Raw genomic sequence first — 17,294 nt, 5'->3', positions numbered from 1 at the left:
GGAAAGGAGTCCGACGATCAGCCCCGGACCAGGCAGAACGGGTGGCCGGCGGGGTCCAGCAGCACCCTCCACCGCTCCGCGTTCGGCTGCCCGGCGGGCGCGGTCGCGCCCAGGGCCAGGAGTTCGGCCTGCGCGGTGTCCGGGTCCCCGACCGCGAAGTCGAGGTGGATCTGCTGGGGGACCTCCTGCCCGGGCCAGCGCGGCGGCCGGTACCCGTCGACCCGCTGGAAGGCCAGGGCGATGCCGTCCCCGGGCTCCAGCGCGGCGAAGTCGGCGGTGGACCGCGGGTCCAGGGGCAGGCCGGTGGCCCGCGAGTAGAACGCGGCCAGTTCCAGGGGGTCGGCGCAGTCGAGGGTGATCGCGGTCGGTCGCATGCGCATGGGGGCTCCGGTTTCCGGTTCGGGGACCGTCCCCTTCTACACCACGGGGCGGCGGGGGCGGGCCGCCCGGTCGGGGTGTCCGTATTGATCTACATTGTCCAGGTGGCGCTCCGAGTGTTCCAATTCCGTCGGAGGCAGGAGCGGAGAGCGCCGGACACCACTGCCCTGAACTGCGAGAACGGCGGACGGAGAACAGGTCGGGGACCGCTTGATCGGACCCCCGGCGGCCTCTAGGTTCGAGGGATGAACCCCCCGGAACCCCTCGCCCTGTTGCCCAAGGCCGACCTGCACGTCCACCAGGAGGCGACCCGCTACCTCGACCTGGTCCTGGCCGAACGCGAGGGCCGCGAGCCGTACGACTGGGCCGCCTGGCGCCGGCGGCTGGCGGCCGAGGTTCCGCCGGGCAGGGAGCGCCTGCTGCGGATCGGTTCGACGCAGCCGGTCCCACTCGCCCTGGACGCCGACGACGAGCTGTTCGTCGCGAGGTTCGCCGCGCTGATGCGCGACCACGCCGCCGCCGGCGCCTGCTACGTCGAGGTCCGCTGCGGAGGCGACGTCGTCACCCGCGACGGGTTCATGTCCCTGTTCCGCCGGGCCGAGCGCCAGGTCCGGGCCGAGTACCCGCGCCTGCGCGCCGAGGCCCTGGCGATCCTCGTCCACGGCGCGCGCGACCCCCGGCAGACGGCGGCCTTCGCCGAGGGCTGCGTCCGGGCGGCGGACGAGGGCCTGGCCGGGGTCGACTTCCTCTACACGCCCTACGACACCGAGGCGGACTGGACCCCCATGTACCGGCTGGCGGAGCGGTTCGCCGAGGCCGGGCTGGGGATCACGGCGCACGCGGGCGAGGTGTCGACGGCCAACATCGCCGCGGCCGCGGCGATGCCGGGCCTGACCAGGATCGGACACGGCGTCCACGCCGCGGCGGACCCGGAGCTGATGCGCCTGCTGGCCGACCGGGGCGTGACGCTGGAGTGCGCGCTGACGTGCAACGCCTACTTCGGGGTCCTGCCGGAGGTCGACGGGCATCCGCTGACGAGGCTGGTCGAGGCGGGCGTCCCGGTCACCCTGGCCACGGACAACCCCGTCCAGCTCGGCACGACGATCGAGCGGGAGTACGCCCTGGCGGCCGGGCTCGGCCTGGGGCCCGAGCGGCTCGCGGACCTCACGCGCAACGCGATCCGGGCGGCGTTCACCTCCGACGAACGCAAGGCCGCGATGCTCGCCGAACTGGCGGAGGCCGAGCGGGCCCGGCTCAGCGGCGGGCGCGGCGGTCCAGCCAGGCGGTGACCAGCTCCAGGGTCCGCGCCCCGTCGATGTCGTGCAGCAGCTCGTGGTAGCCGCCCTCCACCGGGTGGAACTCCTTGTCCTCGACGGGCAGGGACTCCACGAACGCGCGGCTCTGCCCGGCGTCGGTGACGTTGTCCCCGGTGCCGTGCACCACCAGGCACGGGGTGCGCCAGTGCGCGATCCTTCGGCGGACGCCCGCGTTGACCTCCAGCACGCTCGCCGCAGTCCGTAGGGGCATGCGCCCCCGGAAGACCCGTGTGTCCCGCTCGCCCGCCTCGACGTACTCCGCGACGCGGGTGAGCCGGGCGGGTCCGCGCCGGGGGATCGGCGCGGGCAGCCGGGGGAACAGCAGCCCCACCAGCTTCACGGCCTCGAGTACCGGTGGCGGCGGGAGCGGGATCAGGGCCGGGGAGGTCAGCACCACGCCCGCAACGTCCTGCGGGTCGACGGTGACCGATCCCGCCGTCACCAGCCCGCCCAGGGAGTGCCCGAAGAGCAGGACCGGCAGGCCCCGTTCGCGCATGCGCCGCCGCGTCAGCACGTGGTCGACCACGGAGCGGCGCACGTCCGGCGACCCGGGGCGGCCGGGGGAGTCGCCGTGTCCCTCCAGATCCTGGGCCCACACCTCGAAACCGAGTTCCACCAGGTGCGGGATGAGGCCGCCGTAGAGGGTGACGTACCGCTCGGAGTACTCGGAGTAGCCGTGCTGGAGCTGGACCAGGGCCCGGGGCGGCCCGGCGGTCTCCCACACGTGGACGCCCTCGGGGGTGGTGGTGTGCGCGGTCACGGGTGCTCCTGTCGTTCGGGGAGGGCACTGAGCCGGGCCGCCTGCATGGCCCCCAGCCTGCGCACGAACAGGACGGTGGCCACGACGGTCGGAACGACCAGCAGGTGCAGGGCCATACTGCCCCAGACGGCCGGGGTGAACTCGTAGGTGTACGGCGGGCCGCCGCGACCTCGTCGGCGAAGCGGCGCCGGAAGGTAACGTCCTCGGACAGCTCGGGCCGCACGGCCTTGATCGCGACGAGGCGAGCGGCCGAGGAACACCTGTCCCCTTCCGCCGCAGCCGATCCGCCCGTGCAGTCGGTAGGGGGCGAGAGTGGTGGGGTCGTCGTCGCGCAGGGGAGAGGCCATGGCACCGTTTCGCCGGGGGCGGGTTGGCCACGATGATCGCAGAATCCGCGCCGGGGCAGGGGGTCCATGCCGGTTCCGGCCACGACCGCCCCGCTCCGGACTCCCTCCGCCTGAGTGCCCCCTTCCCGTTCCCACGGCGACGGGACCTCGGGTGTTCCCGGCGTCCCGGCGTCGTGGAACACGGGCACGGCGGGCGGATGCCGACCGCCCTCCGCCGCGAGGGCGGAGGGGCCGCCCGTGTGCGGTCGTCGCACACGGGCGGGGGAGGACCCGTCAGGTCCGGGACGGTCCCTGGATCATGGCGAGTGTCAGCACGTCACCGCCGATTCCCCAGCCGCCGTCGGCGACCTCCTCGACGAGGACCATGGTGTTGGGGCGGACCCGGTCGCCGTAGATCTCCGCGTACAGGTCCGTCGTGCGGTGGACGATGACCTCCTTCTGCTCCTCTGTCAGCGTGCCCGCGGGAACCTTGAAGTTGGCGTAGGGCATGGTCGTTCCTCCCGGTGATGCCGGCGCTCATGGCCGGCCCCCTCTGCGTGTCGGCACCAGACTCGCCGTGCCGGCGCCGCGGTTCCAGTGGCCGTTCACCCGGGGGGCGCCGCCCCCTGGATCAGCGCACGCGCCTGCCGGAGACTTGAGGGATGAACCTGACCGAACTCGGTGTCTTCCTGAGGTCGCGGCGCGACCGGATCCGCCCGGCGGACGTCGGCCTGCCCGGCGGGCCCCGGCGGCGGGTGCCGGGGCTGCGCCGGGAGGAGGTGGCCCAGCTGGCCGGGGCGTCCGTCGACTACTACATCGAGCTCGAACGCGGTAGCGCGCAGCCCTCCGAGCAGATGGCGGTGGCGCTCGCCCGCGCACTGCGCCTGGACTCGGACGAGCGTGACCACCTGTACCACCTGGCCGGACGCCCGGTCCCGCCCTCCGGGGGCCCGTCCTCGCACGTCCACCCCGGCATGCTGGACCTGCTCGACCGGTTGACCACCACACCCGCCCAGGTCATCACCGACCTGCACGTCACGCTCGTGCAGAACCGCCTCGCCGTCGCCCTGTTCGGGGCGGCCCCGCCCGCCACCGGCATGGGGGCGAGCTTCGTCCACCGGTGGTTCACCGACCCCGCGGCGCGGTCCCTCTACCCGGTGGAGGACCACCCGCGCCAGTCGTGGATGTTCGTCGCGGACCTGCGCGCGGCGATCGCCCGCCGCAACGGTCGCGAACGGGAGGAGGCCGATGCCCTGGTGGCCGACCTGCTGCGGCGCAGCGCGGAGTTCACGGCCCTGTGGGAACGGCACGACATCGCCGTGCGCCGCGGTGACCGGAAGCGGATCCTGCATCCGCGCCTGGGCGCCGTCGATGTGAACTGCCTGACCCTGTTCGGTGAGGACGGCCGACAGCGGCTGCTGTGGTTCAGTCCGGTCATCGGCACCGGGGCGGCGGAGCAGCTGGACCTGCTCTCGGTCCTGGGCACCCAGGACCTCGGGCCGGACGCCCGGCCCGGGAGCGATCACGCCTTCTCGTAGTCCAGGGCGGTGATGCCCGGGGGCGGGGTGTCGGCGCGGCGTCCTAGGCTCGGTCCATGGATCGTGAACCCCCCTTGGTGCGCGAGGTCCCCCCGGAGCTGGTCGCCGAGCTCGCCGCCCTGCTGGAGGCGGAGGGCGAGCGGGACCTGGCGATCGTCGCCCACGACATCCGGCTGGTGCGGGCGTGCGAGTGCGCCGACGACTTCTGCCAGAGCTTCTACACGGCGGACCACCCCCGGGGGACGAAGTTCAGCGAGGGGCACCGGACGGTGGCGCTGATGCCGGAGGTCGGCATGCTCCACCTGGACGTGGTGTTCGGCCGGATCGTGTACGTCGAGGTGCTGGGGCGGCCGCCGCTGCGGGCCCGCTGAGCGGCGTCCCGGGCGTCCCCGGCGGCCGGGGCGCGGGCGGTTCTCTTCTTTTTCTACCGGGCGGTGACGCGTCCCCCGGCGCGGGATCCCCGGCGGGGTCGGCGTTCCCGGACACGGGGAGAGCCATGCCCACCTTTGTTCGCTATGCGAACCTTTGTGCGTTCTGCGAAACAGTGGCAATATGCGTGATTGTGTCGCGCTTCACGCAGTGGACCGCCCTGCGTCACATCCACGACACGTACGTCGAGGCGCCCCCGCGCGCCCGGAACACCGAGGAGGCGCACCGTGAACCAGACCGCCCGCAGTGCCGGGTGGCTCATGCCCCTGTGCTGGACCGCCGTCATGCTCGACGGCTTCGACATGGTGGTGCTCGGCACCACGCTCCCCACCCTGCTCGACCAGGGCCAGTGGGGCATCACCCCCAACAGCGGATCCGCCGTGTCGACCGCGGGCCTGGCCGGGATGGCGATCGGCGCCCTGTCCATCGGCACCGTCACCGACGTCATCGGCCGCCGCAAGGTGCTGATCTTCGCCGTCGCGAGCTTCTCCCTCTTCACCGCGCTGTGCGCGGTGGCCCCCACCCTGTTCGTCTTCGGGCTGCTGCGCTTCCTGGCCGGCGTGGGCCTGGGCGGCTGCCTGCCCACCGCGATCGCCCTGGCCACCGAGTACGCCCGCAACGGCAAGGGCGGCAGCGCCACCACCACGCTGATGACCGGCTACCACGTGGGCGCCGTCCTCACCGCCCTGCTCGGCATCATCGTGCTGCCCTCCCTGGGATGGCGGGCCATGTACGTCATCGGCGCGCTGCCCGCCCTGGTGCTGGTGCCGCTGATGATCCGACACCTGCCCGAGTCGCAGTCCTTCGGGACCCCCGCCGCCAGGACCGGGACCGGCGGTGTGGGCGCGGGCCTGGCCTCGGTGAAGTCGCTGTTCCAGAACGGGTTCGCGCGCTCCACCCTGGCGTTCTGGCTGGCGTCCTTCACCGGCCTGCTGCTGGTGTACGGCCTGAACACGTGGCTGCCGCAGATCATGCGCGAGGCCGGGTACGAGCTGGACGCGGCCCTGGGCCTGCTGCTGGCGCTGAACGCGGGCGCGGTCGCGGGCCTGCTGGTCGCCGGGTCGGTGGCCGACCGGGTCGGCCCGCGCCGGGCGGCGCTGGTGTGGTTCGGGGTCTCGGCGCTGATGCTGGCGGCGCTGAGCATCAAGCTGCCGGGTGTCGGCGCGTACGTGGCGGTGTTCCTGGCGGGCTGCTTCGTGTTCAGCTCCCAGGTGCTGGTCTACGCCTACATCGGCCGCATGTTCCCGCCCGCGAACCGGGCGACGGCGCTGGGCTGGTCGGCGGGCGTGGGGCGCCTGGGCGCGATCACCGGCCCGATCATCGGCGGCGTGCTGCTGACGGCGGGGCTGGCCTACCCGTGGGGGTTCTACATCTTCGCGGTGGTCGGCCTGGTCGGCGGGCTCGCGGTGTTCGCGGCCAAGCGCCCGGCCGCCGCGGGCGACCCTGCGGCCGGGACCGAGGCCGGGACCCGCGCCTGACCCCCGCCCGCACGGCCCGCCCCGGCCCCCCGGGACGGGCCGTGCCCCGAAGCCCGGACCTCCCCGGCCCGCGGTTCCGCCATCCGCGCCGTTCAGCCGTGCGGCCCCCTGCCCGCCGCCGAGTCGGCGAGGGGGCCGGACACGGGCCAGACGAGGACCTGGTTCCCGTCCGGATCGAGGAGCCGCAGGGACCCCGCCGTGTCGTCCGGCCCCGGGGGGAGGAGTTCCACCCCCTCCTTCGCGAGCCGTTCCCGGACGCCCTCGGGATCCCGGCAGGAGACGGTGACCTGCGCCGTACCGGAGCCGGAAAGGCCCGGGTGGTGGAGGAAGGCCAGCCAGCGGTTCAGGTACAGCACCTGACCGCTTCGGGCGACGCGGACGCCCAGGACGCGGGCGTAGAAGTCCCGGGTCCTCTCGACGTCCCGTACGTGGATCGCGACGCGGATGGCCAGGCCCGACGGCCCGGCCTCCGGATCACGGCCCCCGGTGTGCCGGGTGCGGTCCGGGGCCGCGGGGGAAGCGGGCCGGTCGACCACGACCTGCTGCCCGTCACCGAGGAGGAGGCGGACGCGGACGGTCGCCGCACCCTCCCGCCCTCCGTCCAGGACGGTGGTCCGCGCGCGCGAGACCGCGCGCCCGTCGGGGAAGGCCGCCGGCTCGCCGTGGTCCAGTTCCCCCGACCAGCGGTCCACGTCCACGACGGTTCCCGGGGGGCGCGTCTCCGCGTCCGTGTCCGCGCCGGCGGAGGCGGTGAGCAGGCGTTCGGCGATCCGTTCCAGGTAGGCGCGGTCCTGGAGGGTGTCGGCCGGCCCCGAGAGCCAGCCCGTCCCCTGGAGCGCCCCCAGGATCCCGCCCGTCATGGAGGCGAGGGTGTCGGTGTCGGCGTTGTTCAGGAAGGCCGCCTTCACCAGGCCGGAGCCGGGTTTGACGGCGAACCTCTCCGCCAGGTAGCAGGCCGCGGCGGCGGTGACGGTCCCGGCGCCGTTGACCGAGGGGTCGAAACAGCCGAGTTCGTGGAGGGTCTTCTCGTCGTCGGCGAGCGCGGACCTCTCCAGGGAGCGTTCACAGGTGCCCAGGAGCCCGCGCATCTCCTCGGCGGTGGCGCTCCAGGCGGTGTCGAAGCCGATGCCGCTGTTCTCCTCGAACGCGCGGACCCACTCCCGGGGAAGGGCCGAGCGGACGGGTACGGGATCCGGCCAGGCGGGTGTCGTGAGCAGCCAGGAGACCAGCCCCCCGTATTCCATGACCTCGGCGCGGTGCAGCATCCGCCCTACCGCGAGCGCGTGCACGACGGCCCCGACCAGGGCCCGGGGGTGTCCGTGGGTCGTGATCGCGTCCGACACGACCCGCGCGACCAGCTCCTCTTCGGTGCCCGGTCCCAGGAGCAGGGCGTGGGGGGCGGCGCGCATGGCCGCCCCGTTGGCCCCGGCCCGGAAATAGGCGTTCCTGTTCCCGGGGGCGCCGAGCCAGGGGGCCGTGCCGGAGCGCCAGGAGGCGGCGGCCCTGAGCACCGCCCGCCCGCCTCCCCTCTGGTAGACGGTCCAGGTGGGCAGTTCCACGGCGGTCAGGTGCTCCCACCAGCGGGGGCCCCGCAGGCAGGCCCGTGCGGTGGCCAGGAGCAACTGGGTGTCGTCGCTGTACTCGCCCGCCGCCACGGGGTCGCGGTAGCGCCGGTGGCGGGACCCGCCCCAGCGGTTCCAGGGGCGCGGTTCCAAAGAGGGTTCGGCGTGCCCGCTGCGGGCTTCCCCGATGATCCCGCTGCGCTGTTCCTGGGGCCAGCCCAGGGCGTCGCCCAGGGCCGCGCCCAGGAGCGATCCGCGGTACCGGTCGGGGTTGTTCTGCGTCGATGCGGGCTGCGTCATGCTCCCTCACGGTCGTGCGCCGGTGTCCAGGGGGCCGGGACGATGGGTACCCCCTCATGGATTCTCCTGCGCAGCTCGTTCTTGTCGAACAGCTCCGGGGAGACCGCCCAGACGAAGCGTTCCGGGCGCAGGCCGAACATGCGCAGCCTGGAGAACTCCTGGGCCGCCTGCTCCACGCCGGAGACCACGACGGCGGTGATGAACGAGGTGTCGATCGGACCGGGGACGAGGACCTCGGCCTGCAGGTCCGTGGCCGCGCCGGCCAGGTGCCGGTGCTTGCGCGTGTAGCCTCCCACACGCTCGGCGAAGCAGGATTCCAGGCCCTCGAGGCCCGCGCGCAGGTGGGATCCGCGTCCCGCGGCGGCGTTGCGCGGTGAGAACAGCGCTCCGGGACGGGCGACGAGGACGGGGGACAGCAGCACGCAGACCCAGTCCGGGTAATTGGTGTACTCGGGCCTCCTGCGGGCCTGGTCCAGATAGTAGGCGTTGGGGTATTGGAAGGTGCAGCAGATCTTGTCGGGATGCCCGTCGAACCGTTCCCTGTCGGTGGGCGAGAAGTATTCGGGGGCGTTCTCGGCCAGATCCCGGCTGCTGGTGATCCGGCCGTCCTCGATGATGTGCCGCAGATTCAGCGAAGGGGTGAAATGGGCGAGCCTGGTGACGCCGTACCGGCCCAGTGCCTCGTCGAACGCCGTTTCCGTGGCCGTCACGGCCGGACCTCCGTGAAGAGCGCGGGATCGGTGGGCAGGAGCGGGCTCCGCGTGCCGCTGTAGGTGATGACCAGTTCGGACCTGGCGCGGGTGATGGCCACATAGAGGAGCTTGGATTCGCGGGCGTGGGCGTCCTTCTCGTCGAAGGATTCCAGGACGTCCCTGTCGGGAATCCTCTCCGCCCCGCACAGGGGCAGGACGACCGCGTCGAATTCGAGTCCCTTGGCGGAGTGGTAGGTCGTCTTGTAGACGCCGGGCGGGGCCTGCCAGGTGAATCCGCCCTCCCTGAGCCGGGTGGCCCTGATCCCCCGGCAGGCGTGGTCGGCCGCCTCCCAGGTGCGCGCGATGACGGCGACGGTGCCGTCCCGGCCCAGGCGCTCGGCCGTCGCCCGGACGACCCGCAGCTCCTCGTCCTCGCCCGAGCACCGGACCAGGGTCGGCCGGGGGCCCGTGGCACGTGGCGCCAGGGGGGCGACGAAGTCGTCCGACTTCTCGAAGAACGGCATCTCGCTCACGGCGGTCGCCAGGTCGGCGATGGCCTTGGAGTTCCTGAGGTTGTCCCGGAAGCGCTCGACCCTGCGCACGCTCAGGCCGCAGGACTTCCAGGACATGGCCTGTCCATAGATCTGCTGTGCGTAGTCGCCGAAGAAGGTGACCGATCCGTCCTCGGGCACCGCGTCGACCAGGGACCGGATCTGCTCGGGGGACAGGTCCTGGCCCTCGTCGATCACGATGTGGCGGTACAGGTGCTCCCGCCGGTCGGCGGCCAGGCGCTCCCGGACGGCGGTGGCGATGTCGTCCCAGTCGAAGTCGTAGCCCGCGTCGCGCCGGAGGTCGCGGTAGTTCTCCATGACCTTCCAGATGACCGGGCGCAGCCCCCTGGAGAGCGGGGTCACCCGGCCGCGCCGTTCGGAGTCCGTGTAATGGTCGAGCTCGGTGAAGCCCATGCCCGAGATCCAGGAGATCTCGTCGGCGAACCAGGCGGGGCCCCGGTCCCACAGCCGGCTTCCCCGGTAGGCGGGGGAGACCGCGTCGACGGCCTTTTCGATGATCCGGATCCGGGCGGGGCCGCCGAGGATGTTGCTGCCGCGGACGAGTCCGGAGTTCGAGAGGTAGTGCCACGAGAAGCGCCCGTAGGTGCGGACGTCCAGGTCGCGGACCCGCAGGCCGGGAATGCCCTCCAGGTACTTGGCGAGGGTTTTGTTGTAGGTGACGAGAAGGGTTCTTCCGTGCCCTGGGGTATCGGGGGAGGAGAGATAGGCGGCGCGCCAGGCCGCCATGAGTGTCTTTCCTGTTCCTGCGGTTCCCAGGACCACGTGATGGCCGCTTCGGGGCAGGTATACGACGTCTCCCTGGCGCCCGCGGGGCGTGGGAAGGGACACAGGCGTCTCCTCTTTTCATTTGTCGAACGGATCACGGGAATCGGGGCTGAACGACCGATTCGGGACTCGAGCCCTTCGGGGGTGTCGGGGTGGTCTCGACCGGGGGTGTGTGATCTGTATTGATGTCATGAGGGGAGCGGAAAGCGCCATTAACCCTAGCGATCCCGGTCCGGGATCGCGAGCCGGTTTTCAGGGGTGATTTCCCCGCCGTTGACCGGCGCGGATATCCGGTACCGGGGAAAAAGGGGAGGCCGGGGCGCCGACGTGTCCGGATCGGTCCCGCGGGGGTCGCCGCCGAGCACACCCGCCGGGGCGGGCCGGGCCCCGAAGTCCGGGCCTCCCCGGCCCGCGGGTCAGGGGAGGGGGCGGGACAGGGCCGCGAGGTCGGCGTCCAGGAGGGGGCGCAGGAAGGCGCGCAGCCGGTCGGCGCGGTCGGCCGGGACGCCGCGGGTGGCGGGTTCGATGTACATGATCAGGTGCAGGTAGACCCGGTACAGGGCCAGGCGGCGCAGCAGGTCCGGGGTGAACTCCAGGGTCCCGCCGGCCTCGCGGTACCCGTCCAGGAACGCGGTGTCCTCCCGGATGTCCCCGAACAGGGCGAGGGAGACCAGGTCGGCGGCCGGGTCGCCGAAGAAGGCGCGTTCGGCGTCGATGATCCCGCTCAGCGCGGGCGCGTCGGGGGCCCCGTCCACGAGGATGTTGCCGTCCCACAGGTCGAAGTGCACCAGGACCGGGGTGGCCACCGCCCCCAGCAGGCCGCGGTGGCCGTCGACCGCGGCGCGGATGCGGTCCGGACCCCAGGGGAGCGCCACCCCGGTGCGGTCGGCGTCGGCCAGCAGCGCCCCGACCATCGCCGCGAACGCGTCGGGCCAGGCGGTGGCCGCCAGGGCCGGGCGGTCCGGGTAGCCGAACCCGGTGCCGGTGAGCGTGTGCAGTTCGGCCACGGCCCCGCCCAGCGCGCGGCGGACGGCGGCCAGCCCGGTCGGGGACAGCCCCGCGCGCACCTCCTCCAGCGGGACTCCCGGCAGCCGGGTCAGGAGCAGCCGGTACCGCTCCGGTTCGCCGGGCAGGGATTCCAGGCGCAGGGGGTCGGGGAGCAGCGCTCCCGGCAGGGGGCGGGCCAGGGTGTAGAAGCGCGCCTCGGTGTGCAGCAGCCGGTGCTCGTAGGACAGGCGCGGCTGCGCGGCCGGCGGCTCGGTCTTGAGCACGGTCTCGGTGCCGTCGGTGTGGGCGAGCAGGTGCACCGTGTTGTAGGTGCCGCCCGACAGCGGGGTGCTCCTGTGGACGGGCGCGGTCATGAGATGCCGTACCTGTCGGGGACGCCGTGCGGGGTCGGCTCGCCCGGGGAGGTCTCCAGGCCCAGGGCCTTCTCGATCCCCTCCAGGGCGGCGGCCAGCCGCGGGGCGTTGCGGCGGTACACCTGCGGGTGGGGCCGGCCGGCGAAGTCGGCGCGCAGCCAGACGTCGTGCCGCACCCCCACGGTGACCTCAAGGAACCAGGGTGCCAGGTACACGGTGGCCTCCGCCAGGCCGTGGGCGCGGCGCTCCTCGCCCGCGGCGTCGATCCAGGTGCCCGGCCCCGCCAGGGTGAGCGCCTGGGGTTCGGCGTCCGGGAGCCCTGCCGGGCGGCCCACCGGCACCCGTTCGGCCAGGTCGGCGGCGGTGGCCCCGGCTGCCGGGTCCAGGTCCATGAGCGAGGCGAAGCCGGAGTAGCCCTCGCCCGGGCGCAGCCAGGACACCCGCAGGGTGCGCGGGGCGCACAGGCCCTCGCCGGCCAGCACGTCGGCGGCGGTGTGCAGCCGGTCGCAGGCGTCGGCGAGGGTGAGGTCGTCGGTGTCGGAGGAGACCTCCCAGGACCAGGAGGCGATGGGCGCGGGCGCGGCGGGCAGCATCGGTGCTCTCGTGTCGGGCGGCGGCCCCGGTCCGGGGCCGCCGCGGCGGGTCACAGCCCGCTGTCGGGCTCGAAACGCACCACCACCGACTTGGAGGTGGGCGTGTTGCTGATGTCGGCGGTGGAGTCCAGGGGCACCAGGACGTTGGTCTCGGGGAAATAGGAGGCGGCGCAGCCGCGGGCGGTCGGGTAGTGGACCACCCGGAAGTGCGGCGCGCGGCGTTCGCGCCCGTCGGACCACTCGCCCACCAGGTCGGTGTAGGAGCCGTCGGCCAGACCGAGCTCGGCGGCGTCCTCGGGGTTGACCAGCACCACGCGGCGCCCGTCGGTGATGCCCCGGTAGCGGTCGTCCAGGCCGTACACCGTGGTGTTGTACTGGTCGTGCGAGCGCAGGGTCTGCAGCAGCAGGCGCCCCTGCGGCACCCGGGGCGCGTAGGTGCCGTTGACGGTGAAGTTGGCCCTGCCGGTGGCGGTGGGGAAGCGCCGGTGGTCGCGCGGCGCGTGCGGCAGGGTGAACCCGTTGCGCTGCCGGGCCCTGGCGTTGAAGTCGTCGAACCCGGGCACGACGGCGGCGATGTGGTCGCGGATCCGGTCGTAGTCGGCGAACGCGTCCCAGGCCACCGGGCTCTGGCCGAACAGGCGGGCGCCCAGGTCGCGGACGATGTCCACCTCCGAGCGCATGTCCTCCGACAGCGGCCGCAGCACGCCGTGCGAGGCGTGGACGCGGCTCATGGAGTCCTCGACGGTGACCCAGCGCTCCCGCCCGCCGTGGACGTCGCGGTCGCTGCGGGCCAGCGCGGGCAGGATGAGCGCGCGGGCGCCGGTGACCACGTGGGAGCGGTTGAGCTTGGTCGACACGTGGACGGTCAGCCCCACCCGGCGCATGGCGTCCTCGGTGACATGGGTGTCGGGGGTGGCGGCGACGAAGTTGCCGCCCATGGCGAAGAAGACGCGCACGTCGCCCCGGGCCATGGCGCGGATGGCGTTGACGGTGTCGTGGCCGTGCCCGCGGGGCGGCGAGAACCCGAACTCTGCGCCCAGGGCGTCCAGGAAGGCGTCGGAGGGCCGCTCGAAGATCCCCATGGTGCGGTCGCCCTGCACGTTGGAGTGGCCGCGCACCGGGCACACCCCGGCGCCGGGGCGGCCGACGTTGCCGCGCAGCAGCAGGAAGTTGACGACCTCGCGGATGGTGGGGACGGAGTGCTTGTGCTGGGTCAGGCCCATGGCCCAGCACACGACGGTGCGCTCCGAGGCGATGGCCATGGCGGCGATCTCCTCGATGAGCGGGCGCTCCAGGCCGGTGTCGCGTTCCACCCGGGCCCAGAAGGCGTCGGCGGGCTCGTCCAGGAGCTCCTTGGCGAACAGGTCGAAGCCGTGGGTGTGGGCGTCGATGAAGTCGTGGTCCAGGACGCGGGACCCGTCGCGGTCGGTCTCCAGCAGGACGCGGTTGACCGCGGAGAACAGGGCGAGGTCGCCGCCCAGGCGGATCTGCGCGAACACATCGGTGAGCTGGGTTCCGCGGCCCAGCAGTCCGCCGGGGTGCTGGGGGTTGCGGAACTCGCGCATCCCGGCCTCGGGCAGGGGGTTGACCGTGACGATGCGGGCGCCGTTCCTCTTGGCGCGCTCCAGGGCGGTCAGCATGCGGGGGTGGTTGGTGCCGGGGTTCTGCCCGGCGACGATGATGAGGTCCGCCCGGTACAGGTCGTCCAGGGACACGCTGCCCTTGCCCACGCCCAGGGTCTCGGTGAGGGCGGACCCGGAGGACTCGTGGCACATGTTGGAGCAGTCGGGCAGGTTGTTGGTGCCCAGTTGGCGGGCCAGCAGCTGGTAGGCGAAGGCGGCCTCGTTGCTCGTGCGCCCGGAGGTGTAGAAGACGGCCTGGTCGGGGCCGTCCATGGCGCGCAGCTCGGCGGCGACGAGTTCCAGGGCGTCGTCCCAGCCGATGGGGGTGTAGTGGTCGGCGCCCTCGGCCAGGTGGAGGGGCTGCGTGAGGCGCCCCTGCTGCCCCAGCCAGTACCCGGAGCGCTGCGCCAGAGCGCTCACGGAGTGCTCGGCGAAGAAGTCGGCGGTGAGGGGGCGGGTGGTGGCCTCCTCGGCGACGGCCTTGGCGCCGTTCTCGCAGAACTCCGCGCGGTGGCGCTTGTCGCCCTCGGGCCAGGCGCAGCCCGGGCAGTCGAAGCCGCGCTTCTGGTTGAGGGCGAGCATGGCGGGCAGTCCGCGCCGCACCCCGGCGTTCTCCCCGACCTGCCGGACGCTGTTGAGGACGGCGGGCAGTCCGGCGGCGGAGGTCTTGGGCGGGTCGATGCGCGGGGCGTCCTGCGCGGTGTCCGCGGGTACGGGGCGGTGGCGTCTCATGGCCGCATTGTCCCACCGTGCGGGGGCGCGCTTCAAAGGCGCCCCGGGGCGGATCGTGCGCTCTTGTCCCGTCGGTCAAGGGATTGACCGTCGCGGCGGTGGATTCCCGTCGTGTATTCGGTTCCGCGATATCCCTTATGTTCCGCGGGTCCGCGGGATATCCCCTTTCGGCGGCGGTTCCGGGCCACCGGGTGTGCGGGCGGCGGCGCGTGTGAGGTGGGGAGGCGATGCCTTTCCCCGGCCGCCGGCCGTGCCGCCCGCGGTTCTCGCGGCGCGCCCGCCCGTGGGCCGGGGCCGCGCGTCCGGTTTTCCCGGTCCGGCGGAGGGACATTTCGATCCGCCGTCGAAGGGGATCGGCGCGGAGTCCGGCGCGGCCATTGTCGCCCCTGCCGCCCCGGTATTTCCGCGGCCCCGTCGGTCGGCGGGGGAGTGCGCGCCCGTGCGGGCCGCCGGCCCGTTCACCGGTGGGCGGGCCCGGCCGCGTCGGCCCGGGCCCGCGGGCATCAGGACTGGTCGAACAGGGCGCTCACGGACTCGCCGTTGTGGATGCGGCGGATCGCCTCGGCCAGCGCCGGGGCGATCGACAGCGTCGTGAGCTTGGGCGTGACCTTCTCCGGGGCCATCGGCACCGTGTTGGTGCACACGATCTCGGTGACGTCGTCCATCGCGGTCAGCCGGTCCAGGGCGCCGTCGGTGAACAGGCCGTGGGTGCAGGCCACCCGGATGGAGCGGACCTTGTGCTCGCGCAGCCGCTCGATCAGCTCCACCACGGTGCTGCCCTTGGCGACCTCGTCGTCGAGGATGATCACGTCGCGGTCGGCGACGTCGCCTATGACCGAGGTGATGCTGACCTTGTCGTCGCTGAAGCGCTGCTTGGCCCCGGCGGCCACCGGGGTGTCCAGGCGGCGGGCGAACGCCGAGGCGGCCTTGGCGTTGCCGAAGTCGGGGGAGACGACCACGGTGTTGGACAGGTCGTCGCCGCGGAAGTGCGAGGCGAGCTCGCCCAGGGCGTGCAGGTGGTCGACGGGGACGCTGAAGAACCCGTGGACCTGGGGCGAGTGCATCGTCATGGTGAGCACGCGGTCGGCCCCCGCCGTGGCGAGCAGGTCCGCGACCAGGCGGGCACCGATGGAGATGCGCGGCGCGTCCTTCTTGTCGGAGCGGGCGTAGGCGAAGTGCGGCATGACCACGGTGGTGCGGGCGGCGGAGGCCCCGCGGGCGGCGTCGAGCATCAGCAGCAGCTCCACCAGGTTCTCCTGGACCGGGGGCACGAGCGGCTGGATGATGAACACGTCGCGTTCGCGGCAGTTGTCCTGGAGCTGGACCTCCAGGCAGTCGTTGGCGAACCGCGAGACGCGGGTGGGGGAGAGCGGCTTGCCGAGGTCGGCGCAGATCTCCTGGGCGATCTCCGGGTGGGCGCTGCCGGAGAAGATGACGATGTCGCGCACGGATGTCCCTGTTCGTGGGTGGGATGGGCCGCCACGAGGTTACTACCCGGGTTTTCGCAGGCCGCGGCGCGGGAGGCCGGTGCACGCCCCGGCACCGGGCACGGGCCCCGGCGCCCCGCGGCGCGCGCCCGCCGCGGGGCCGGGCCTCAGCCGTCCGCGCCCGGAGCGCCGTTCGGCCCCGCGGCCGAGGCGGGCGGTTCGGGCAGGGGGGAGGTGCGCGGCGGGGCGCAGGAGCTGCGCTCCACCAGTTCGGCGCCGACCCGGTACACCCGGCCCGGGCCCCGCCCGGGGGCCGGGGACTCGCGCATCTGCCGCAGCAGCAGGTCGAAGCACAGGCGCCCGAGCTCGTCGGCGCCGTTGTCCACCACCGTGACCGGGGGCTGCCAGCTGCGCAGCCAGCTGATGTCCTCGTAGCAGATCAGCGACAGGTCGCGGGGCAGGCGGATGCCCCGGCTGACGAGGGTGGGCAGGACCCCGAAGACGGCCTCGTGGTTGGCGGCGAACAGGGCCGTCACGTCCGGCCGGCGCTCCAGGAGCGCGCGGGTGCCCTCGGCGCCGAAGGCGGGCGTGAAGGGGCCCCGCTCGACCAGGGAGGGGTCCACGTCCAGGCCGTGCTCGCGCAGCGCCTGCTCGTAGCCCGCGAAACGCTCGCGGCCGGAGTTGGCCGAGGGCAGGCCGCCCACGAAGCCGATCCTGGTGTGGCCCAACTCCAGCAGGCGGCGGGTGGCGGCGTGGGCGCCCTCGCGGTCGGAGGCCAGCACGGAGGGGGCCCGGCCGTCCTCGGTCCCGCGGATCACGTTGACCGCGCCGGTCCCGGAGGCCATCAGCTCGTCGACCAGGTCGGAGTTGCGGCCGGTGCCGATGACGACGACGCCGTCCACGTTGTGCTCGGAGAGCATGCGCAGGACGGAGCGCTCCTTGGCGGGGTCGGCGTCGGTGATGCACAGCAGCACCTGGTAGCCCTCGGCGGAGGCGCGGCGCTGCACCACGTCGGCGATGGTGTGGAACGAGGCGTTGATGAGGTTGTTCATCACCAGTCCGATCAGGTGCGACTGGCGCGAGCGCAGCGCGCTGGCGGTGCGGTTGGGCCGGTATCCCAGGCCGCGCGCCGCGTTCTCGACCGCGGCGCGCGTCTCCTCGGAGATCAGCCCGGATCCGCTCAGCGCCCGGGACGCGGTGCTCCGGGAGACCCCCGCGGCCGTGGCTACGTCCTTGAGTGTGACCGCCATCTTCTCCCTTGTCGTGCACGGTACTGGGATCGGTTGCATACATCTTAACCCAGAGTCTCGTCAAGGCAACCCCTGAGTCATGCGACCGCGACGTTACAGCAGGTGAAGTTCATGTTTCCCCCTTGACTTTGTCCTGGTGTGGTGTGAACCATAATGCAACCGATCCCACACGGATGACCTGGGGCGCTTCGGA

Annotated in this window: 15 protein-coding genes; 4 read left to right on the top strand and 11 right to left on the bottom strand. The window is 73.2% G+C overall.

Features of this window, described 5'->3' with window-relative positions:
* Window positions 1–17: 17 nt before the first annotated feature.
* Window positions 18–380 (bottom strand): VOC family protein, encoded by a 363-nt coding sequence (locus KGD84_RS19945; protein WP_255646682.1) that lies wholly within the window; start codon window positions 378–380, stop codon window positions 18–20.
* Window positions 381–623: 243 nt separating this feature from the next.
* Here KGD84_RS19945 and KGD84_RS19940 point away from each other — a divergent pair, with 243 nt between their 5' ends.
* On the top strand, window positions 624–1,667 hold the full coding sequence (locus KGD84_RS19940) for an amidohydrolase family protein (RefSeq protein WP_220561922.1): 1,044 nt from the start codon (window positions 624–626) through the stop codon (window positions 1,665–1,667).
* On the opposite strand, the gene KGD84_RS19935 is transcribed toward KGD84_RS19940, so the two are convergent.
* Window positions 1,633–2,454, bottom strand: coding sequence for an alpha/beta fold hydrolase (locus KGD84_RS19935; RefSeq protein WP_220561921.1), 822 nt, complete (start codon window positions 2,452–2,454; stop codon window positions 1,633–1,635). The two genes, KGD84_RS19940 and KGD84_RS19935, sit on opposite strands and share 35 nt — an antisense overlap.
* 620 nt (window positions 2,455–3,074) lie before the next feature.
* Complete coding sequence (locus tag KGD84_RS19930) at window positions 3,075–3,290, bottom strand: tautomerase family protein (protein WP_220561920.1); 216 nt, start codon at window positions 3,288–3,290, stop codon at window positions 3,075–3,077.
* A 152-nt stretch (window positions 3,291–3,442) separates the two neighbouring features.
* On the opposite strand from KGD84_RS19930, the gene KGD84_RS19925 reads away from it, so the two are divergent.
* The 3 genes from KGD84_RS19925 (at window position 3,443) to KGD84_RS19915 (ending at window position 6,225) form a co-directional block, all read left to right on the top strand.
* Window positions 3,443–4,318, top strand: coding sequence for an MmyB family transcriptional regulator (locus KGD84_RS19925; protein WP_220561919.1), 876 nt, complete (start codon window positions 3,443–3,445; stop codon window positions 4,316–4,318).
* Between the two features lie 56 nt (window positions 4,319–4,374).
* Entirely contained in the window at window positions 4,375–4,689 is a 315-nt protein-coding gene (locus tag KGD84_RS19920) for a hypothetical protein (protein ID WP_220561918.1), read from the top strand.
* Between the two features lie 285 nt (window positions 4,690–4,974).
* Window positions 4,975–6,225: an MFS transporter gene (locus KGD84_RS19915; RefSeq protein ID WP_255646681.1), complete on the top strand. Its 1,251-nt coding sequence runs from the start codon at window positions 4,975–4,977 to the stop codon at window positions 6,223–6,225.
* 92 nt (window positions 6,226–6,317) lie between these two features.
* On the opposite strand, the gene KGD84_RS19910 is transcribed toward KGD84_RS19915, so the two are convergent.
* The 8 genes from KGD84_RS19910 to KGD84_RS19875 form a co-directional block, all read right to left on the bottom strand.
* On the bottom strand, window positions 6,318–8,087 hold the full coding sequence (locus tag KGD84_RS19910; protein WP_220561917.1) for an ADP-ribosylglycohydrolase family protein: 1,770 nt from the start codon (window positions 8,085–8,087) through the stop codon (window positions 6,318–6,320).
* Window positions 8,084–8,797 carry a DarT ssDNA thymidine ADP-ribosyltransferase family protein gene (locus KGD84_RS19905; RefSeq protein WP_220561916.1) on the bottom strand — a complete coding sequence of 238 codons (714 nt, stop codon included), beginning with the start codon at window positions 8,795–8,797 and terminating at the stop codon, window positions 8,084–8,086. The genes KGD84_RS19910 and KGD84_RS19905 overlap by 4 nt, the downstream gene beginning before the upstream one ends.
* On the bottom strand, window positions 8,794–10,179 hold the full coding sequence (locus tag KGD84_RS19900) for a 3'-5' exonuclease (RefSeq protein WP_220561915.1): 1,386 nt from the start codon (window positions 10,177–10,179) through the stop codon (window positions 8,794–8,796). Before KGD84_RS19900 ends, KGD84_RS19905 begins: the two co-directional genes overlap by 4 nt.
* Before the next feature lie 353 nt (window positions 10,180–10,532).
* Complete coding sequence (locus tag KGD84_RS19895; RefSeq protein WP_220561914.1) at window positions 10,533–11,477, bottom strand: phosphotransferase family protein; 945 nt, start codon at window positions 11,475–11,477, stop codon at window positions 10,533–10,535.
* Window positions 11,474–12,070, bottom strand: coding sequence for a hypothetical protein (locus tag KGD84_RS19890; RefSeq protein ID WP_220561913.1), 597 nt, complete (start codon window positions 12,068–12,070; stop codon window positions 11,474–11,476). Before KGD84_RS19890 ends, KGD84_RS19895 begins: the two co-directional genes overlap by 4 nt.
* Window positions 12,071–12,120: 50 nt before the next feature.
* Window positions 12,121–14,424, bottom strand: coding sequence for an FdhF/YdeP family oxidoreductase (locus KGD84_RS19885; RefSeq protein WP_220561912.1), 2,304 nt, complete (start codon window positions 14,422–14,424; stop codon window positions 12,121–12,123).
* Between the two features lie 503 nt (window positions 14,425–14,927).
* Window positions 14,928–15,872, bottom strand: a complete 945-nt coding sequence (locus KGD84_RS19880; protein WP_220561911.1) for a ribose-phosphate diphosphokinase — start codon at window positions 15,870–15,872, stop codon at window positions 14,928–14,930.
* Window positions 15,873–16,018: 146 nt separating this feature from the next.
* Window positions 16,019–17,101 carry a LacI family DNA-binding transcriptional regulator gene (locus KGD84_RS19875; protein ID WP_220561910.1) on the bottom strand — a complete coding sequence of 361 codons (1,083 nt, stop codon included), beginning with the start codon at window positions 17,099–17,101 and terminating at the stop codon, window positions 16,019–16,021.
* Between the last annotated feature and the right edge of the window lie 193 nt (window positions 17,102–17,294).

Origin of the sequence: Nocardiopsis changdeensis, assembly GCF_018316655.1 — a bacterium.
Lineage (GTDB): Bacteria > Actinomycetota > Actinomycetes > Streptosporangiales > Streptosporangiaceae > Nocardiopsis > Nocardiopsis changdeensis.
Note: the sequence above shows the minus strand (reverse complement) of the source record. Positions and strands in the feature narration are given on the sequence as shown.